A 16,136-nucleotide genomic window follows, 5' to 3' on the forward strand; every position below is an offset into this window, starting at 1 on the left:
CTGTAATACTGTGCCGCTTCACTTTAACGAAAATAGTAAACTCGTTCCCTAAAGAGTTGATGATAATAATTCTACTCTTTATTATGACTTTATCATTGTTTCTTATGAATTTTGTTAATTCAAATTCATTTTATGTTATCCCTTCGGCTTTGCTTGGTCTTTCCTATGGTCTTGTTTACCCTCTTATTCAAAATGCTTCTGTGAGAAATGCGGATACTGAAAGTGAAAGAAAAAGGAACTTAACCTTGTTTAGCCTGTTTTACTTTATCGGAGTTTACGCTTTTCCTTATGTTTTTTCTTTGATTGTGACAAGATACGGGTTTTATTATTGATGACGGTTGGTTTAAGGGCCGCAACAACGATCTCAGTTCCCGCAGTAAACTAACCAATGAAAGCACGCTGGCCGTCACCATAACCTGACGGCCAGCAATCTTATTTGTACATTCGGTTACACGCCGAAACCAATCACTTACGGAACGCGCTTCACCTTTTCCCTATGCTCTCCTCACCGGCCCGGCTCAGGGTCCGAAACGTGAACAGGAAATGAGGAAATGATGATGAATAAAGTATTAGTGATGATCGCAGGTGCAGCTTTGGGTCTCTCCTCTGTAGCATTTGCCGCGGATACCGCCCCCACCACCCCGGTACAAACGGCTGCTACGGCAACAACGTCTGCGCCAGCTAAAGTTATCCACAATAAAAGACAGGTAAAAAAGACCAATACGACAGAGCAAAAAGCACAAGCGACCAAAAAGCATGTGAAAAAAGCTAAACCTGCCGACCAAAAAGCACAGGCAGCGAAAAAACACGTGAAAAAAGCAAAAACGGTAAAACCGGCCCCTACCACACCGGCGGCTTGATAAGCGTTTACCTGATGCAGGTGCGGCGGCATAGAGGGCAGGATAACAACAATGGCCAGATTTTGTCGTCAATGCTAAACACCCGGTCAACCGAGTGTGAGGTTGCTGACAAAGTCGCTTGTAAGCCTGCGATACACGGGCCTAGCGTACCGAGTGGCCATTATGGGACACATCCTTGTGTCCCACCCTGCGGGTCAGCATAAATGCTGTTCAAATTTTGCTCCCGGCAAATTTGTCGGCGGCTTACGCCGCCACCCCCCCTCAGTACGCTCTCCCTAATAAGGAACTTTGTTAATGGTCTGACACCCGGTCAACCGGATGTTTATTTCATGGGAGTTCGGATGATGCCGTATCGTTACTCATTTGAAATCATGCTATCCCTGGTACTCATCTGTGGGATCGTCACCCTGCTCTTTTTTCTATAACTCACAGGTCAGTCCCTCTTGAATGTTAAAAAACATTATCAGTCCTAACCTCTTCCCGGCAAAAATGCATCTATAGTTATTTCAGTTAACCTGGTTAACAAATTGCTGACTTTTAACCTAAGGCACTATATTACATGCGCATATCAGCCTGGTTGCTATGTTCATTGTTCTTTCCCCCTCCTTTCAGTTGGGCTGAAGACGCCGTTTCCGAAGCCGCAAAACAGCAGATCTTATTTTTTAACCACGATGATCGGGATAGCGTTCCTGACGCAACACAATGGCCGTGGCAAGCTATCGGGCAACTTGAAACCGCCAGCGGGAATCTGTGTACCGCAACGCTTATTTCCCCACACCTGGCGCTCACCGCCGGGCATTGCGTGTTGACGCCACCTGACGGCCAGATTGACCCGCCAGTCGAACTACGTTTTTTGCCAACAGAGACTGGCTGGGGGTATGAGACAAAAGAGGTTGAGGCACTGGTAAATAAGAAACTCAGTAAAAGGCTGGAAGCCGATGGCGAAGGCTGGATTATTCCCTCTGCCGCAGCGCAGTGGGATTATGCACTCATTCGATTAAAGCAGACTCCGCCGGGGATAGCACCGCTGCCCATATGGCAAAAGAGTCGTCAGGCGTTAATACAATCACTCGCGCAAAATGGACAGCGTATTACTCAGGCAGGCTACCCTGAAGATCATCAAAATACGCTTTACCGCCATCAGGACTGCCTTATTACGGGCTGGATTCATTCTGCGGTGTTATCGCATCAGTGCGACACCTTGCCCGGTGACAGCGGTTCGCCATTACTCCTGCACACAGCCTCCGGATGGGTATTAATTGGCATTCAAAGCTCTGCGCCCGCCGCCAGCAACCGTGACAAAGCAGATAATCGTGCGGTTTCCGTTACGGCGATCCGTCAGGCGCTGGAAGCATTGGCTAAGAAATCGAAATCGTTACTGCCAATGCCTTAGTTTGCCGCATCATCACACGGTACTTTAAGCATTAGATTATATTAATTGTATGATACTAATTACTACGAGAAAGGGGGAGCCAGCATGTTAAGACATTTAAACCAGGATGAAAAAAAGCGTATGCAAACGCTGGATTTATTACAACTAATTGATATATCTCAAGATAATATTCTTAATAAGATCACCTCGCTGACTTGCCAGTTACTAAATATGCCAACCGCGTTGGTGACGCTGAGTGGCTCACAGAAACAGCACGTCAGGGCAAAAACCAATTTTGCCTTGAAGGAAATGGAAAAAATAGGCTCATTCGATCAATTCACTGTGCAGACTGGCTGTTTTCTTATCTGTCAGGATGCATTGCAGGATGAAAGATTTAAAGATAGCCCTTACGTTTCTGGTGCGCCATATATTCGCTTTTATGCTGGAATTCCGCTCTTTACCGATGAAGGTTATGCCATCGGTACGCTGTGTGTCATTGATTATACGCCCCGCACTTTCAGCATGAGCCAATTGCATACGCTACAGAATTTGGCCACTGTCGCTATGTCATTGATTAAATACCGTAATGCCATAGGCTTAATCGATGCGGTCACCATGCTGCCAAACCGCCAGCGCTTAATAGAGGATATTAATCAAATGACTGATATCCATGAAAACTATCTGCTTATACTTATCGACAGCATTAATATTTCTTACGCTTACGAAATGGGGCGCGCACTTGGTATGCCGACAGTCGAAAGTGTGCTGAAAGATATTGGCATGTTTCTGCGCCTGACCTTTCATTCACATGAAAATATTTATTGTGTTGCCGTGGGCCGCTTTGCCTTGCTGGTCAAAACCGATAGAAAAGAGCAGGTTTTGGCTAAACTAATGACCTGTGCCGACCGCATTCCGGAAAGTATTACCAGCCATGTGCCATTAAAATTGGAATTATTTGTCGGCTATACGGAATTTCAGATTCCCGTGAATGACCCACAGCGCATACTGCGTGAGTCAATGAGCGCACTGCATGATGCCATTAAGAATAATATCCCTCAGAGTGCTTACCACGAAGATAGCGATAAGGCGCAACAAACAGCCTTTGCCCTACTCAACGAACTTTCCGATACATTGCAGCATAACAAACCTGGCCTGTATTTGGTTTATCAGCCCAAACTGAATATCAAGACCAGAAAAATCATTGGTGCGGAAGCACTTATTCGCTGGCATCATCCCGATCTGGGTGAAATTTTCCCCGACAGTTTTATTCCTTTGGCAGAGGGAACTACGCTGATGCGTCCGCTTACCGAGTGGGTCATTCAGCAAGCTGCTCAACAGGCAAAGCTCTGGCGACAGGCAGGAATATTATTTCCGATATCCATTAACATCGCCGCCAGTAATTTCGCTGAAGATAATTTTATTACCCGGCTGATTACCATCCTCAATAACCACGGGCTGACGACTTCTGATATTGAAATTGAATGTGTGGAAACGCAAAAAATAGTGGAAAGCTCTGAGACGCTCGCCACTATTGTGGAGTTAAAGCACCGGGGCTTCACTATTTCACTGGATGATTTTGGTACTGGTTATAGCAATTTGAGTTACCTGAAAAATATTCCGGCAAGCATAATAAAGCTGGATAGATCGCTGATCAAAGATATTGATACCGATAAAGATGGTCGAACTATCGTGGAATCGGTCATCAGCATGTTGCATAAACTTGATTATGATGTTCTGGCTGAAGGCGTTGAAAATAAGGAAACGCTGGATTACCTTGCCCAATTTGAATGTGATGAAGTTCAGGGCTATTATTTCTCGCGCCCGCTCTTGCCTGCGGATTTCACTATCTGGATGAATAAGCATGAAACCTGTTGACGTATTTCGTATGATTTTAACCTTCATAACGGGTTTGTTTTAATTCATCGTAATCACATTGCATATCTTCCCATCATTCACTACTACTTAAGTATCCCTTTCTCACTTAACGTTGCAGCGTAGTTAGCGGGGCTCACTTAACCGGCCTGACAAGCAGCGTTCCAATCTGCCCCAGGCAGATTTGTCACTCGAATCACTAATAAAGGCCGATGCATTTTTATGACCATTTTTGATGACCGACAAGACATGAATGATATCAGGCAAGCCATTACTCTGCTGGAAGCCCCTTCAATTACGATACAACTGGCGAATCTGGTTGGCGGGCCAATTGAGTGGAGCATGTCTAAACTGCCTAAGTGGGTAAAAAACAAGATACAGGATGTGGTTCAGGCCGCTTTGCACAAATCCGTTGATGCCGCGCTGTATACCCTGAATGACGACCCGAAAAGGGCATCATCGCCTAAAACACATAAGCTGGCGGCGGCCACTTCCGGAGCAGTCAGTGGTTTTTTTGGCGCGGCAGGATTAATCGTCGAGCTTCCCATCAGCACCACGATTATGATGCGCTCAGTCGCTGATATCGCCCGCAGTGAAGGTTTTTCGCTGGCCGATTTTTCCGTCAAGGCCGCCTGTGTTGAGGTTTTCGCGCTCGGCGGCCGCACCAAAAGCGATGATGCGGCAGATTCCGCCTATTATGCTTCCCGCACGGTACTGACCGACATTACCAAACATACCACGCGTGAATTAATCGACATAGCCAGTAAGAAGAGCGCGGAAAAAGCCTCGGCGAGGATCACATCCTCACAGGCAGGAAGAACGCTGGCAAAGCTGATTGATGCCGTGGCTACACGGCTGGGCATTACTATTACGGAAAAAATGGCTGCCCAAATCGTCCCGGTTATCGGTGCGGCAAGTGGTGCGGCAATTAATACGTTGTTCATCAACCATTATCAAAATATGGCGAAAGGCCACTTTATTATCAAACGTCTGGAACAAAAATATGGTGAAGATGAAATCAAGTCGGTTTATGTCCGGCTAAAAGATGAAATTAAACCAGCCGGGTCTGTCATTTAAATCTGAATCAGGACGTACTCCGAAAGCTATCGCTGCAAAATAGCTTTCCGAAACGGTAATATCCCTTTGACTAAAAATAGCGCCTTTCGATTGTAAGATTTTGGGTGTTTTTTATTGGTGATTTAATACCGGAACCCGTATCAGACTTCGATACAGAGGTTATTAGCGGAATCATCCAGGCCCATTAAACAACGCCCCTGACAGCAGGCCGGTTTTTTAATTCGTCTGACGGTAACACGGCATAACCAGGTTACCGTCACATCTATCCTCTCACATCATCATATTGATCTGTTGTTTGTTACCTGGGCCCCGGTCTTGCCTGATGCCCCAGACTAAACGAGCCTGAGTAGTCAAAAGCGTTATACGATTCGCTGCCACTGGTTCTGGCTGCACCGCTTGATTCGCCCCTCTCGTAAGTTGGATTAACGATATCCTCCGCATCTTTTTTGATTTCATTTAGTTCATGCCAGGACTCAATCAGTGGAGCTGTTCTCCTATCACAGAGTTGAAGCTGTAAGTCAATGGCTCTCCGCCTCAATTGATCCGTCGCCGGGGTTCTGAGTCTCTTATCCAGATCTTGCATCTGAGAGACTAATCTAGAACATTCCTTATACAACTGTTTCCGCTCCTCCTGTTTCGCCTGATTGTTTCGGGGCTGCGCTGTTGCTCTGGTTGGTGTATTATCCGGCGACGGAGGGCTGTTTGGTCGTAAACATCTCATAACTCTCTCCTGTTTTTATTAAGAAAAAGGTATCCATATCCACAGCAAAGCGCCTCCTCAGTGCAGTCTACCCAATAGATTTCAGGCGGCAACTGAGCGAATCCCCAGGAGCTTACAGTAGCAAGTGACTAGGGGGAGTGAGGGAAGCCAACACACCTGCAACTTGAAAGATGACGGGTATACATTGAATCAGCGGGTAATCATGCCTGAACCTATGAATATGGATTTATCATTAACCTCACTTAATATGTGGACTCAGGCTCTGTTTAGTTGCCAAACCAACAATATTTTTTATCCCCGCCCCTAAAAAGCCAACCTGAAACCTATTGGCGAGAGAAAATAATCACGATGCAACCTGTTCCATCGCCTGCAATATCCGCTTGTCCGAGATCGGAAATGGGGTTCCCAACTGTTGGGCGAAATAGCTCACCCGCAGTTCTTCAATCATCCAGCGAACCGCTTTCACCTCATCGTCGTCACGGCGCTCGGCTGGCAGTTTATTCCACCACTGCCGCCACGCCTGCTGCACGTGTTCCACCTTCAGCATTTGCGCCCGATCGCGGTGTACATCCTGCGCCAATTTTTCCAGCCGACGATCAATGGCCTGTAAATAACGCATTACATCCGGCAACCGCTGCCAGCCATTGGCGGTGACAAAACCCCGGAACACCAAACCACCGAGCTGGCTTTTAATATCGCTTAACGCTAACGCCATCGCCATATCCACCCGGCCTTTCAGTCGTTTATTGATGGCAAACACCGCCGTCAGGATCTGCTCTACCTGCCTGGCAATATCGACAACCGACGCATTGAGTTCTGCCCGCACTTTTTCATGCAGGCGCCGGAACGCCTCCTCCTGCCAAACGGGGCCGCAAAACTCGGAAATCAGCTTATCTACCGCGCAGGCAATGCAGTCATCAATCAGATCGAGTACTTTGCCGTAAGGGTTAAAATAGAGACCCAGTTTCGCCTTATTTGGCAACTTCTCATGCAGATACTTAATCGGTGACGGAATATTCAACAATAGTAAACGCCGTAGACCCTGTCGCATAACCTGCTGTTGCTGATGCGGCGTATCAAATAAACGGATCGCCACGCTGTCTTTTTCATCCACCAATGCCGGATAGGCCTTCACTGAATAGCCGCCGCGTTTCTGCTCATAGCAGTCCGGCAGGGAGCCGAAACTCCAGACATGTAAACCGCGCTGTTCCAGCCCACTGTCGGCCACCGCCGATAACGTCTGCTGCACGTTGTCTTTAAGCCGCTCTTTCAGCGCATTGAGATCTTTACCTTCCCGCAGGGTACGGTTTTTCTCATCCAGCACCCGGAATGTGATTTTAAGATGATCGGGAACCTGTTCCCACTGCCATTCATCACGCGGCACCGTGACGCCGGTCATCAACCGTAATTCCCGCTCTAATGCGTCCAATAGCCCTCTTTCCAGCGGCGTGGCCCGTGCCAGAAACGCTTCAGCATAATTGGGCGCCGGCACAAAATTACGGCGCATCGGTTTAGGTAATGATTTGATCAACGCAATAATCAGTTCACGACGCACGCCGGGTATCTGCCATTCAAACCCCGCTTCCCGTACCTGATTAAGAATAGGCAGCGGGATATGCACCGTTACGCCATCAGCATCCGTTCCCGGTTCAAACTGATATGACAGACGCAGTTTCAGGTTCCCCTGATGCCAGAAATTGGGATAATCCAACGCACTGACGTTATCTGCGCCGTCCTTAATCAGCATACTTTTTTCAAAGTTCAGCAGATCGGCATCCTGACGGCTGGCGGTTTTCCACCAGTTATCAAAATGACGGGCAGAAATAATATCGTGCGGCAAACGCTGATCGTAGAATGCGAATAGCGTTTCATCGTCCACCAGAATGTCACGGCGGCGGGATTTATTTTCCAGTTCCTCAACTTCGGCCAGCAGCTTCAGATTGGCGCGGAAAAAGGCGTGCTGCGTTTGCCAGTCACCTTCCACCAGCGCATGGCGAATAAAAAGCTCACGCGCCAGTACCGGGTCTACCTGGCTGTAATTCACCTTGCGCGCCGCCACAATCGGCAGGCCGAACAGGGTGACTTTTTCCTGCGCCATCACCGTACCCTGCGCTTTTTCCCAGTGAGGATCGCTGTAACTGCGCTTAATCAGGTGCTGGGCCAGCGGCTCAACCCATTCAGGATCGATGCGGGCGGCAATACGCCCCCATAGCCGGCTGGTTTCCACCAGTTCGGCAACCATCGTCCATTTCGGTGGTTTTTTAAATAAACCGGAACCGGGGAAAATCGCAAAACGGGCATTGCGCGCCCCACTGAACTCTTGCTTTTCAATATCTTTCTGGCCGATATGCGACAGCAATCCGGTCAGCAATGCGCAGTGGATGCTGCGATAATCGGCAGGCTCGCTGTTAACCGGCAGCCCCAACTCTTTCACCACCTGACGCAGTTGGGTGTAGATATCCTGCCACTCGCGCACCCGCAGGTAATTCAGGTAATCAGTGCGGCATAACCGACGGAACTGACTGGATGACAAGGCTTTTTGCTGTTCATGCAGATAGTCCCACAAATTGACGAACGCCATAAAATCGGACTCTTTGTCGGCAAAACGCCGATGCTTTTCATCCGATGCCTGTTTTTTATCCATTGGCCGTTCTCGCGGGTCCTGAATGGACAGCGCCGCGGTAATCACCATCACCTCGCGCACGCAACCGGAGTGACGCGCCTCCAGCACCATGCGCGCCAGGCGCGGATCGATAGGCAACTGAGCCAGTTGCCGTCCCATAGGCGTTAACTGATAGTGACCATTTTCTGCCAGTTGGATGGCACTCAGTTCTTCCAGCAGCCGTACACCATCCTGAATATTGCGCTTATCCGGCGCTTCCACAAACGGGAACGCCGCAATATCGCCTAACCCCAGCGCCGTCATTTGCAGAATGACGGACGCCAAATTGGTACGCAGAATTTCAGGATCGGTAAACTCAGGGCGGGACAAAAAATCCTGCTCGGAATACAGCCGGATACACACCCCGGCGGCGACACGTCCACAGCGTCCTTTGCGCTGATTGGCCGACGCCTGCGAAATGGCTTCAATCGGCAAACGCTGTACTTTGGTGCGGAAACTGTAACGGCTGATACGTGCGGTGCCGGGATCGATAACATAGCGGATACCCGGTACAGTCAGCGAGGTTTCCGCCACGTTGGTCGCCAGTACGATGCGGCGACCGTGGTGCGACTGAAATACCCGGTTCTGTTCCTGATTCGACAAGCGGGCATATAGCGGCAGGATCTCGGTGTGGGGTAAATCCAACCTGGCCAGGGCATCCGCTGTATCGCGGATTTCCCGCTCACCGCTCATAAAGATCAGGATATCGCCCGGCCCTTCGCGCCCCAGCTCCTCCACTGCATCAAAAATAGCCTGTAGCTGATCGCGGTCGCTGTCTTCAGCATCCTCCACCACCTGACGATAACGTACATCAACCGGGTAAGTGCGCCCGGAAACCTCAATGATGGGCGCATGATCAAAATGGCGCGAAAAACGCTGGGGATCGATGGTGGCAGAGGTGATAATCACTTTTAAATCAGGACGTTTTGGCAACAATTGACGCAAATAGCCCAGAATAAAATCGATATTCAAACTGCGCTCGTGCGCCTCATCGATAATCAGGGTGTCGTACTGCATCAACAGGCGATCCTGCTGAATTTCCGCCAGCAGAATACCGTCGGTCATCAGCTTCACCAACGTGTTGTCACCCACCTGATCATTAAAGCGAACCTTGTAACCCACGCACCCGCCCAGCGGCGTATCCAATTCCGCCGCAATGCGATCGGCTACCGTTCTGGCGGCCAGCCGGCGCGGCTGGGTATGGCCGATCAGCCCACGGACGCCCCGCCCTAATTCCAGACAGATCTTCGGTAGCTGTGTGGTCTTACCCGAACCGGTTTCCCCGGCGACGATGATCACCTGATGGTCGCACAGCGCCTTGAGGATATCGTCTTTTTTCTGGCTGACCGGCAGTTGTTCAGGGTAATTGATCGACGGGCAGCTCGCACGCCGGTTTTCCACTTTCTGGCGGGCAACGGCGATCTCACCTTCAATGTCTTGTGCGATAGCGGTTTGCGCCTGTGGGTTGCCAACTTTCGCTGCCCCTTGTAAACGACGGCGCAGACGTTGCTGATCGCGGAGCATTAACTCATTTAACTGCGAAGATAATGCGTTGAGAGGTGATTTCACGTTGCTATTCCTTAATACTTTTTGCTATGGCGGAATGTCGGCACGCCCTTATTTTTCGGCGGGCATGGTAGCACATCGACGGTCGCGGCTCTAACCAGCGATACCGAATCCTTGTTCAATAAAATCGAACAATGTGCTCGAAATATTGCACTTTCAACCGACTTATCAGGCGAATAAGATGTGACTCATCAGGGGGGCGACTCATCAATCTGTCCCAATCTCAATAAATAAGGAATTGGCATGAGCAAAGTATTGGTTCTGAAATCAAGCATCCTGGCAGATTTTTCTCAGTCAAATCAACTGGCTGACTACTTCAGTTCGCAATGGACGTCTGCCCATCCCGGCGATAGCGTTACCGTTCGTGATTTAGCCGCACAGCCTATTCCGGTTCTTGATGGCGAATTAGTCGCGGCGCTGCGCCCCTCTGATGCGCCGCTGACACCGCGTCAGCAGGAAGCATTAAGCCTGTCTGATGAGCTGATTGCAGAATTGCAGGCGCATGACGTTATTGCGATTGCCGCCCCCATGTACAACTTTAACATTCCGACGCAGTTGAAAAACTATTTTGACCTGATTGCCCGCGCCGGGGTGACATTCCGCTATACCGAGCAAGGCCCTGAAGGTCTGGTTAAAGGCAAGCGCGCTATCGTGCTCACCAGCCGCGGCGGTATTCATAAAGGTACGCCAAGTGACCTGCTGGAACCCTATCTGCGGCTGTTCCTGGGTTTCATTGGTATTACCGATGTTGAATTTGTTTTTGCCGAAGGCATTGCTTACGGCCCGGATATGGCGAAAAAAGCCGCTGAAGACGCTAAAACAAAGTTATCTCAGTTGGCTGCCGCTTAACCTAAAAGAGTCATCATTACTACCTTGGTATTAATTTTTGTGTCTGGCTGTTTATTGCGCGCCCTGCGGCGCGCTTTTCTTTATCGCTTCACCTGTCGCGTTTTCTGATTTTTCCAGCAGTTGTGTAGCATCTTTATCCGCCTTGATATAAATCTCATGATCGATTTTGACATTCATATTGATGGTTATCGGCTCTTTGGACGCGGCCACTTCTATTCGCGGTACACATCCTGCCAGTAAAAACACAGCGCCGAGCGTTGCCTTCGATGCATACAGATTTTTCATCATCCTATCCTGCCTTTATTCATTCGCCTGCTGCTCCAGCGTATCCTGCAAATTATCGCCAAAACGTAAACTGCGCCATAGCTGGAAGATATTCTCCTGATGACTGTAATTGAGTATCACCTGCGTGTCGGCACTGAGTGTAGGATTTTTCCCCTGAATCTGCGAGGTAAGCGATAACGTCCCCTGATTATTCAGCTCAACCGTTGCATAGGAACGGCCAATTTCCAGATAACGCAGCCAGTTGATTGCCGCTCCGCTGGCCATATTTTTACCTTCGAGATCATCGGCCATTTGTTTGTCCAGCCGCAACGTCAGGAAGCGATCGTTGCTAAACCGACCGCCCTGAATCAACATTTGCCGGTGGTTAAAATTCAGCGGTAATACCCCGCTCACCCGTCCAGATATCGCAAGTTGTTTCAATTTCAATAACGTCAACAGTTCGCTGAGTTCCACGCTTTCCACATTTAATAATGCCGCCTCCCGCTGTGGCCAGCGCAATGCGGAAAGGCTGATATGCCCGCGTAATACATCCATACTGGCCTGCGACATCGTCAGTGGCTGTCTTTCGCTGTAAGGATAAAACCCATGCAGATCGACACGGATATTGGTCATGGTGAACAGGTTATCCAGGCTCTCAATGCGCAGCGTGGCTGGCTGTTTCACGCCTAATTGCCAATGTTGATCCTGAAGACGATAAGGAAGAATAAAGTTAACCCCGCTGACCTCACCGTCCTGCAACCACAGGCCGCCATTTTTCACTACCCAGTGTCCGCCTGCGCGGAAGCCTTCCCCGCGGGCCGCAGAAAAAGCCGATTGGGCGTAAAACTGCCCGGCACGGATATTCATTTTCAATCGGGGAGACAGTAGCGGCTGAAATACTTTCAACGGTTGTTGCGGCCACCATGCGCCACCCCGCAGGCGCTCCCCATCCCAGCGTCCGCGCAGCGCAACCGGGCCAATATCCTGCGCCCGCAGTTGTCCTTGCCATAGAAAATCGCCGGGATCGCGCCCTTGCAGCTTAAGCGTCAACAGTGACGGCGGAAGATAACCACCGTTACTGAAATCCACCTGTTGCGCCGCAAGCTGTAAGGCCCCCTGAAAATTTGCCCCCGATCGGTCACGCTGCCAGCGCACGGGTTCGGCGATCGAAAGCCGTGGCCGATGCACCCTCACTAACCCATAGCGCAGTTGATCCAGCCCGCTGGAAAGCTGGTCGATCTCAATAAGGGTATCCTGCCAGCGACCACGGCCGGCAACATCCCATTTCCCTTTTAGTGGCGGCAGTTGTCCACTGCCCCAGTAGCGCCATTGCCACTGTCCTTTATCCGGCCAGAAGTCTTGCGCCTTGCCATCAAGATGCAGATTAAATCGCCCCCAATAGACGTCCCGCGCTTTAACAATTGCCTGTAAACGACCATTAACCCCCGTGGCGCCGACCCGTAACCCGGCCAACGGCCAGCGGGCTTCTTCAAGCCGTAGCTGTGGCGTCAGCCTTCCCCAGGCCCGTAACAACGCGCCCGGTAAAATAGACAATTCAGGATTTAACACCGAGCCTTGGATCATGCCCGGGAGTGATGCCGTCAACGAAACATCCGACAGGTTAGCCTGGCCGGTCAACTGGAATCGCAACGCGCTGTTTATCAGCCCCAGATTGCCCGGCCCCAATACCAGCACCGCGTTGGCTTTACCGTTATGCCCCTGCGTTAACATGTTCATACGCGCATCAATACGGGTTTTATCCAGCCCATTGCGCCAGTTTTGCAGTGTGATGGATACCTGTCCGGAGAGGGGTTGCGTGGCATAAGGCCAGCGCCAGAAACCATCATTCACCTGAATGGTTTCGTCAGTTAGCCGCCACGGTAACGACACCAAAGGTTGGTTGTCGCCGTCTGCATTCAGCGAAAATTCACCCTGCTTGCCTTGCCAGCGTAATAGCACAGAGAGAGGTTCCTGGGTTTGCCCGCTATCAAGATGACCTGTTAATCTTCCCTGTACGGGTGGCTGCGACAACGTATCAGCCAAATCCATCTCCCCGCTGACCTGTAACCGGGAATAACCTGCCGGGGTAGCCAACATACCGTCTCGCAATACCAGGTGCTGATTTTTCAATTCGGCCTGAAAAGCCAGCTGATCGCCCTGATAATGGAGTATTTGTTGCCTGTGACCATCGGTACTTAACTGCACCTGCCCGGCATAATCCTGCCAGGGTTGCAGGATAAATTGATCGATGGTGATATCTGCCGCAGGCAGACGCTGTTGCCACTGAGAGAGTTGCGCGGGTGCAGCGTGATTATTTGCAGGCAATAGCGACAGACAGTCGCTATCCAGCGTAACGACGTCCATACCGACACGCCACCGGCCTGACTGTCGATGCAGCGAGATGTCACGCACATTAAGCAACGGACAGTCACCCACCTTCAGACTAAAACCATCACTTTGCAGCCCCCGATTATGCCAGCCTGGAGAGGAATGCAGCGTGAAGCTAATCTGTGGCGGCAGCCAGAGAGCCAGCAGCCGTGGTAACCACCGGGGCAGTGTCCACCATGATACGACCAACAACAGAAGTACCAGTACCAAGCCTATAAGTGAGTATTTTTTAATCATTAGTGGATGTTAAGGATCCTATTCAGGCCAGAGAGCATGTGGCGCACCGTTCTATTATTATGGATGAATTATTTATCCTTACTTCATATTCTCAAGCTGTTATTGTTAGTCGGGCAACAGTTTGTCTGTTCAGTATTTTCTGATAGCTTAACCTAAGTATTTTGCGGAGAAACACGCTATGAAACTGGCAGTTTACAGTACCAAACAATATGACCGTAAATATTTAGAGCAGGTCAACCAGCAGTTTGGCTATCAGATAGAGTTTTTTGATTTCATGCTGACGGCACGCACCGCGAAAACAGCGGACGGCTGCCAGGCGGTGTGCATTTTTGTTAACGATGACGGCAGTCGTAACGTGTTGACCGAACTGGCGCAACTCGGCGTAAAAACGGTGGCGCTGCGCTGCGCCGGTTTCAATAACGTCGATCTCGATGCCGCCAAACAACTGGGGATAAAAGTGGTTCGGGTTCCGGCTTATTCACCGGAAGCGGTTGCCGAACATGCTGTCGGAATGATGCTGTGCCTTAACCGTCGCATTCATCGCGCTTATCAACGTACCCGTGATGCGAATTTTTCACTGGAAGGGTTGATTGGCTTCAATATGCACAACCGAACCGCCGGTATTATCGGCACCGGGAAAATCGGTATCGCGGCGATGCGTATCCTTAAAGGATTTGGTATGCGCCTGCTGGCGTTTGATCCCTACCCTAATCCTCAGGCGCTTGAACTGGGCGCTGATTATGTGGATCTGAAAACCCTTTACGCCCGTTCGGATGTGATTTCACTACACTGCCCGCTGACGCCGGAAAACCATCATCTACTTAATCAGGCCGCCTTTTCACAGATGAAAACCGGGGTAATGATCGTCAATACCAGCCGGGGGGGATTAATTGATTCACAGGCGGCCATTGATGCGCTGAAACAGCAGAAGATCGGGGCGCTGGGCATGGACGTCTATGAGAACGAACGCGACCTGTTTTTTGCCGATAAATCTAACGACGTTATTCAGGACGATGTTTTCCGTCGTTTGTCTGCCTGTCATAACGTGTTGTTTACCGGGCATCAGGCATTCCTGACCGAAGAAGCCCTGACCAGTATTTCACAAACCACGCTGCAAAACCTGCATCAGATAAGCCGGGATGAAGACTGCCCTAATCTATTGAATCCCTAAGCCAATATCGCTCTCCCTGCGGCAGTCTAGTGCTTACGCAGGGATCAGCCGGCCGGACAGGTCCCATTCATCAATGACCGTTCATCACAACGTTTGCCATTGGCCAGTTGGCAGGTTCCCACATTGGCGCCATTTAATTGTCTGGATAACGCCATCGTTCCCCCCATTAATGAACAGCTAACATCAGCAGGCGAATTGCTTTTTAACAACGCAACAGCATTATCGTTATAAAATGCACGATCCTGCTGATTTACGGCAGTGGTTTTTTCACTATTGCTGCAACCAGATAGTACGAGGACAACCACAGTGAATAACCATTGATACACTTTCATTCTCTGGCTCCGGTACGTTTGCAATAACGGGAAGGGTTAATTAATTTGCACTACTTTATTTACCACAGCTTATTTCACCGTCACACTGATAAATCACCGTATGCGGCATAAGATCAAAGAATAGCGTCGGGATAAAGGCGCGGCGAGCAAGAAAAGGTAAAATACCGCCGAATACGATAAATCCTTCTGGTATTCAACCGCGCAATCCGTACCATACTGACGATAACCTGCGCCGCGCATTTCATGCAGCGGCGTTCGCTTTGTTCACTGTTAATTGTGCTTACAGTAAGAGATGCCCGTGGTCAGTCAAAAACAACAATACAATCTCAACAAGCCTCACTCCCAAATATAAATAATTGAAAATATTATATTTTGTTTATATTTCAGAGTGTTGACTAATAATTCTCATCACCATAAGTTACCTTGTGCACCCCAAAAAATGCCCCTTTTTTGCCCTTTCCCCTTTATTTTGCCCCTAAATTTGCCCCTAAAATTAAGGATATTTATGTCATCCACCGCCTTCATCATCTGCCTGATTCTGGCTGCCGTTATGATCACCATTCACCCAGTGTTTTCAGTCCCGTTCATCATCGCCGCTTTTCTGATAACCGGTAAGTGTCGAATGGATCTGAATAGCAACACCAGCATTATCCTGGGCGTAACCGGTTTTCTGCTTTTTCTGACACTTATCATGTGCATCAGAAGCTGGTTACGATAGAATATCTTCGCAAAGCAATTGATTTATAAATAATATATAGGGAAATT

General features: G+C 49.5%; 11 protein-coding genes. 7 read left to right on the top strand and 4 right to left on the bottom strand.

What is annotated here, in order from left to right:
• The 5 genes from BIY29_RS05455 to BIY29_RS05480 all read left to right on the top strand — a co-directional run.
• Window positions 1–332 (top strand): MFS transporter (locus BIY29_RS05455; protein ID WP_121574141.1); only part of this gene is annotated, 332 nt, incomplete at its 5' end.
• A gap of 225 nt (window positions 333–557) precedes the next feature.
• Entirely contained in the window at window positions 558–860 is a 303-nt protein-coding gene (asr, locus tag BIY29_RS05460; RefSeq protein ID WP_121574233.1) for an acid resistance repetitive basic protein Asr, read from the top strand.
• A 559-nt stretch (window positions 861–1,419) separates the two neighbouring features.
• On the top strand, window positions 1,420–2,253 hold the full coding sequence (locus BIY29_RS05470; protein ID WP_121574142.1) for a trypsin-like serine peptidase: 834 nt from the start codon (window positions 1,420–1,422) through the stop codon (window positions 2,251–2,253).
• An 84-nt stretch (window positions 2,254–2,337) separates the two neighbouring features.
• Entirely contained in the window at window positions 2,338–4,107 is a 1,770-nt protein-coding gene (locus tag BIY29_RS05475; RefSeq protein WP_121574143.1) for a sensor domain-containing phosphodiesterase, read from the top strand.
• 219 nt (window positions 4,108–4,326) lie between these two features.
• Entirely contained in the window at window positions 4,327–5,181 is an 855-nt protein-coding gene (locus BIY29_RS05480; RefSeq protein ID WP_121574144.1) for an EcsC family protein, read from the top strand.
• A gap of 1,064 nt (window positions 5,182–6,245) precedes the next feature.
• On the opposite strand, the gene hrpA is transcribed toward BIY29_RS05480, so the two are convergent.
• On the bottom strand, window positions 6,246–10,133 hold the full coding sequence (gene hrpA / locus BIY29_RS05490) for an ATP-dependent RNA helicase HrpA (protein WP_121574146.1): 3,888 nt from the start codon (window positions 10,131–10,133) through the stop codon (window positions 6,246–6,248).
• Between the two features lie 240 nt (window positions 10,134–10,373).
• On the opposite strand from hrpA, the gene BIY29_RS05495 reads away from it, so the two are divergent.
• A complete protein-coding gene (locus BIY29_RS05495) occupies window positions 10,374–10,979 on the top strand; it encodes an FMN-dependent NADH-azoreductase (RefSeq protein WP_121574147.1) in 606 nt (201 codons plus the stop codon).
• Between the two features lie 51 nt (window positions 10,980–11,030).
• On the opposite strand, the gene BIY29_RS05500 is transcribed toward BIY29_RS05495, so the two are convergent.
• Both BIY29_RS05500 and BIY29_RS05505 read right to left on the bottom strand, forming a co-directional pair.
• Window positions 11,031–11,264, bottom strand: a complete 234-nt coding sequence (locus BIY29_RS05500; protein WP_121574148.1) for a YnbE family lipoprotein — start codon at window positions 11,262–11,264, stop codon at window positions 11,031–11,033.
• Window positions 11,265–11,279: 15 nt separating this feature from the next.
• Window positions 11,280–13,868: a YdbH family protein gene (locus tag BIY29_RS05505; protein ID WP_121574149.1), complete on the bottom strand. Its 2,589-nt coding sequence runs from the start codon at window positions 13,866–13,868 to the stop codon at window positions 11,280–11,282.
• A gap of 178 nt (window positions 13,869–14,046) precedes the next feature.
• On the opposite strand from BIY29_RS05505, the gene BIY29_RS05510 reads away from it, so the two are divergent.
• Window positions 14,047–15,039, top strand: a complete 993-nt coding sequence (locus tag BIY29_RS05510; protein WP_121574150.1) for a 2-hydroxyacid dehydrogenase — start codon at window positions 14,047–14,049, stop codon at window positions 15,037–15,039.
• A gap of 44 nt (window positions 15,040–15,083) precedes the next feature.
• On the opposite strand, the gene BIY29_RS05515 is transcribed toward BIY29_RS05510, so the two are convergent.
• Entirely contained in the window at window positions 15,084–15,371 is a 288-nt protein-coding gene (locus BIY29_RS05515) for a putative hemolysin (RefSeq protein ID WP_121574151.1), read from the bottom strand.
• Window positions 15,372–16,136: the final 765 nt, after the last annotated feature.

The organism is Brenneria alni (assembly GCF_003666245.1).
Taxonomy (GTDB): domain Bacteria; phylum Pseudomonadota; class Gammaproteobacteria; order Enterobacterales; family Enterobacteriaceae; genus Brenneria; species Brenneria alni.

Excerpts from the sequence above, each read along its gene's own strand:
- BIY29_RS05480 (WP_121574144.1), top strand. The coding sequence starts at position 4,327 with ATGACCATTTTTGATGACCGACAAGACATGAATGATATCAGGCAAGCC.
- BIY29_RS05475 (WP_121574143.1), top strand. The coding sequence starts at position 2,338 with ATGTTAAGACATTTAAACCAGGATGAAAAAAAGCGTATGCAAACGCTG.
- BIY29_RS05500 (WP_121574148.1), bottom strand. The coding sequence starts at position 11,264 with ATGAAAAATCTGTATGCATCGAAGGCAACGCTCGGCGCTGTGTTTTTA.
- BIY29_RS05510 (WP_121574150.1), top strand. The coding sequence starts at position 14,047 with ATGAAACTGGCAGTTTACAGTACCAAACAATATGACCGTAAATATTTA.
- BIY29_RS05470 (WP_121574142.1), top strand. The coding sequence starts at position 1,420 with ATGCGCATATCAGCCTGGTTGCTATGTTCATTGTTCTTTCCCCCTCCT.
- BIY29_RS05505 (WP_121574149.1), bottom strand. The coding sequence starts at position 13,868 with ATGATTAAAAAATACTCACTTATAGGCTTGGTACTGGTACTTCTGTTG.
- BIY29_RS05515 (WP_121574151.1), bottom strand. The coding sequence starts at position 15,371 with ATGAAAGTGTATCAATGGTTATTCACTGTGGTTGTCCTCGTACTATCT.
- asr (WP_121574233.1), top strand. The coding sequence starts at position 558 with ATGAATAAAGTATTAGTGATGATCGCAGGTGCAGCTTTGGGTCTCTCC.
- BIY29_RS05495 (WP_121574147.1), top strand. The coding sequence starts at position 10,374 with ATGAGCAAAGTATTGGTTCTGAAATCAAGCATCCTGGCAGATTTTTCT.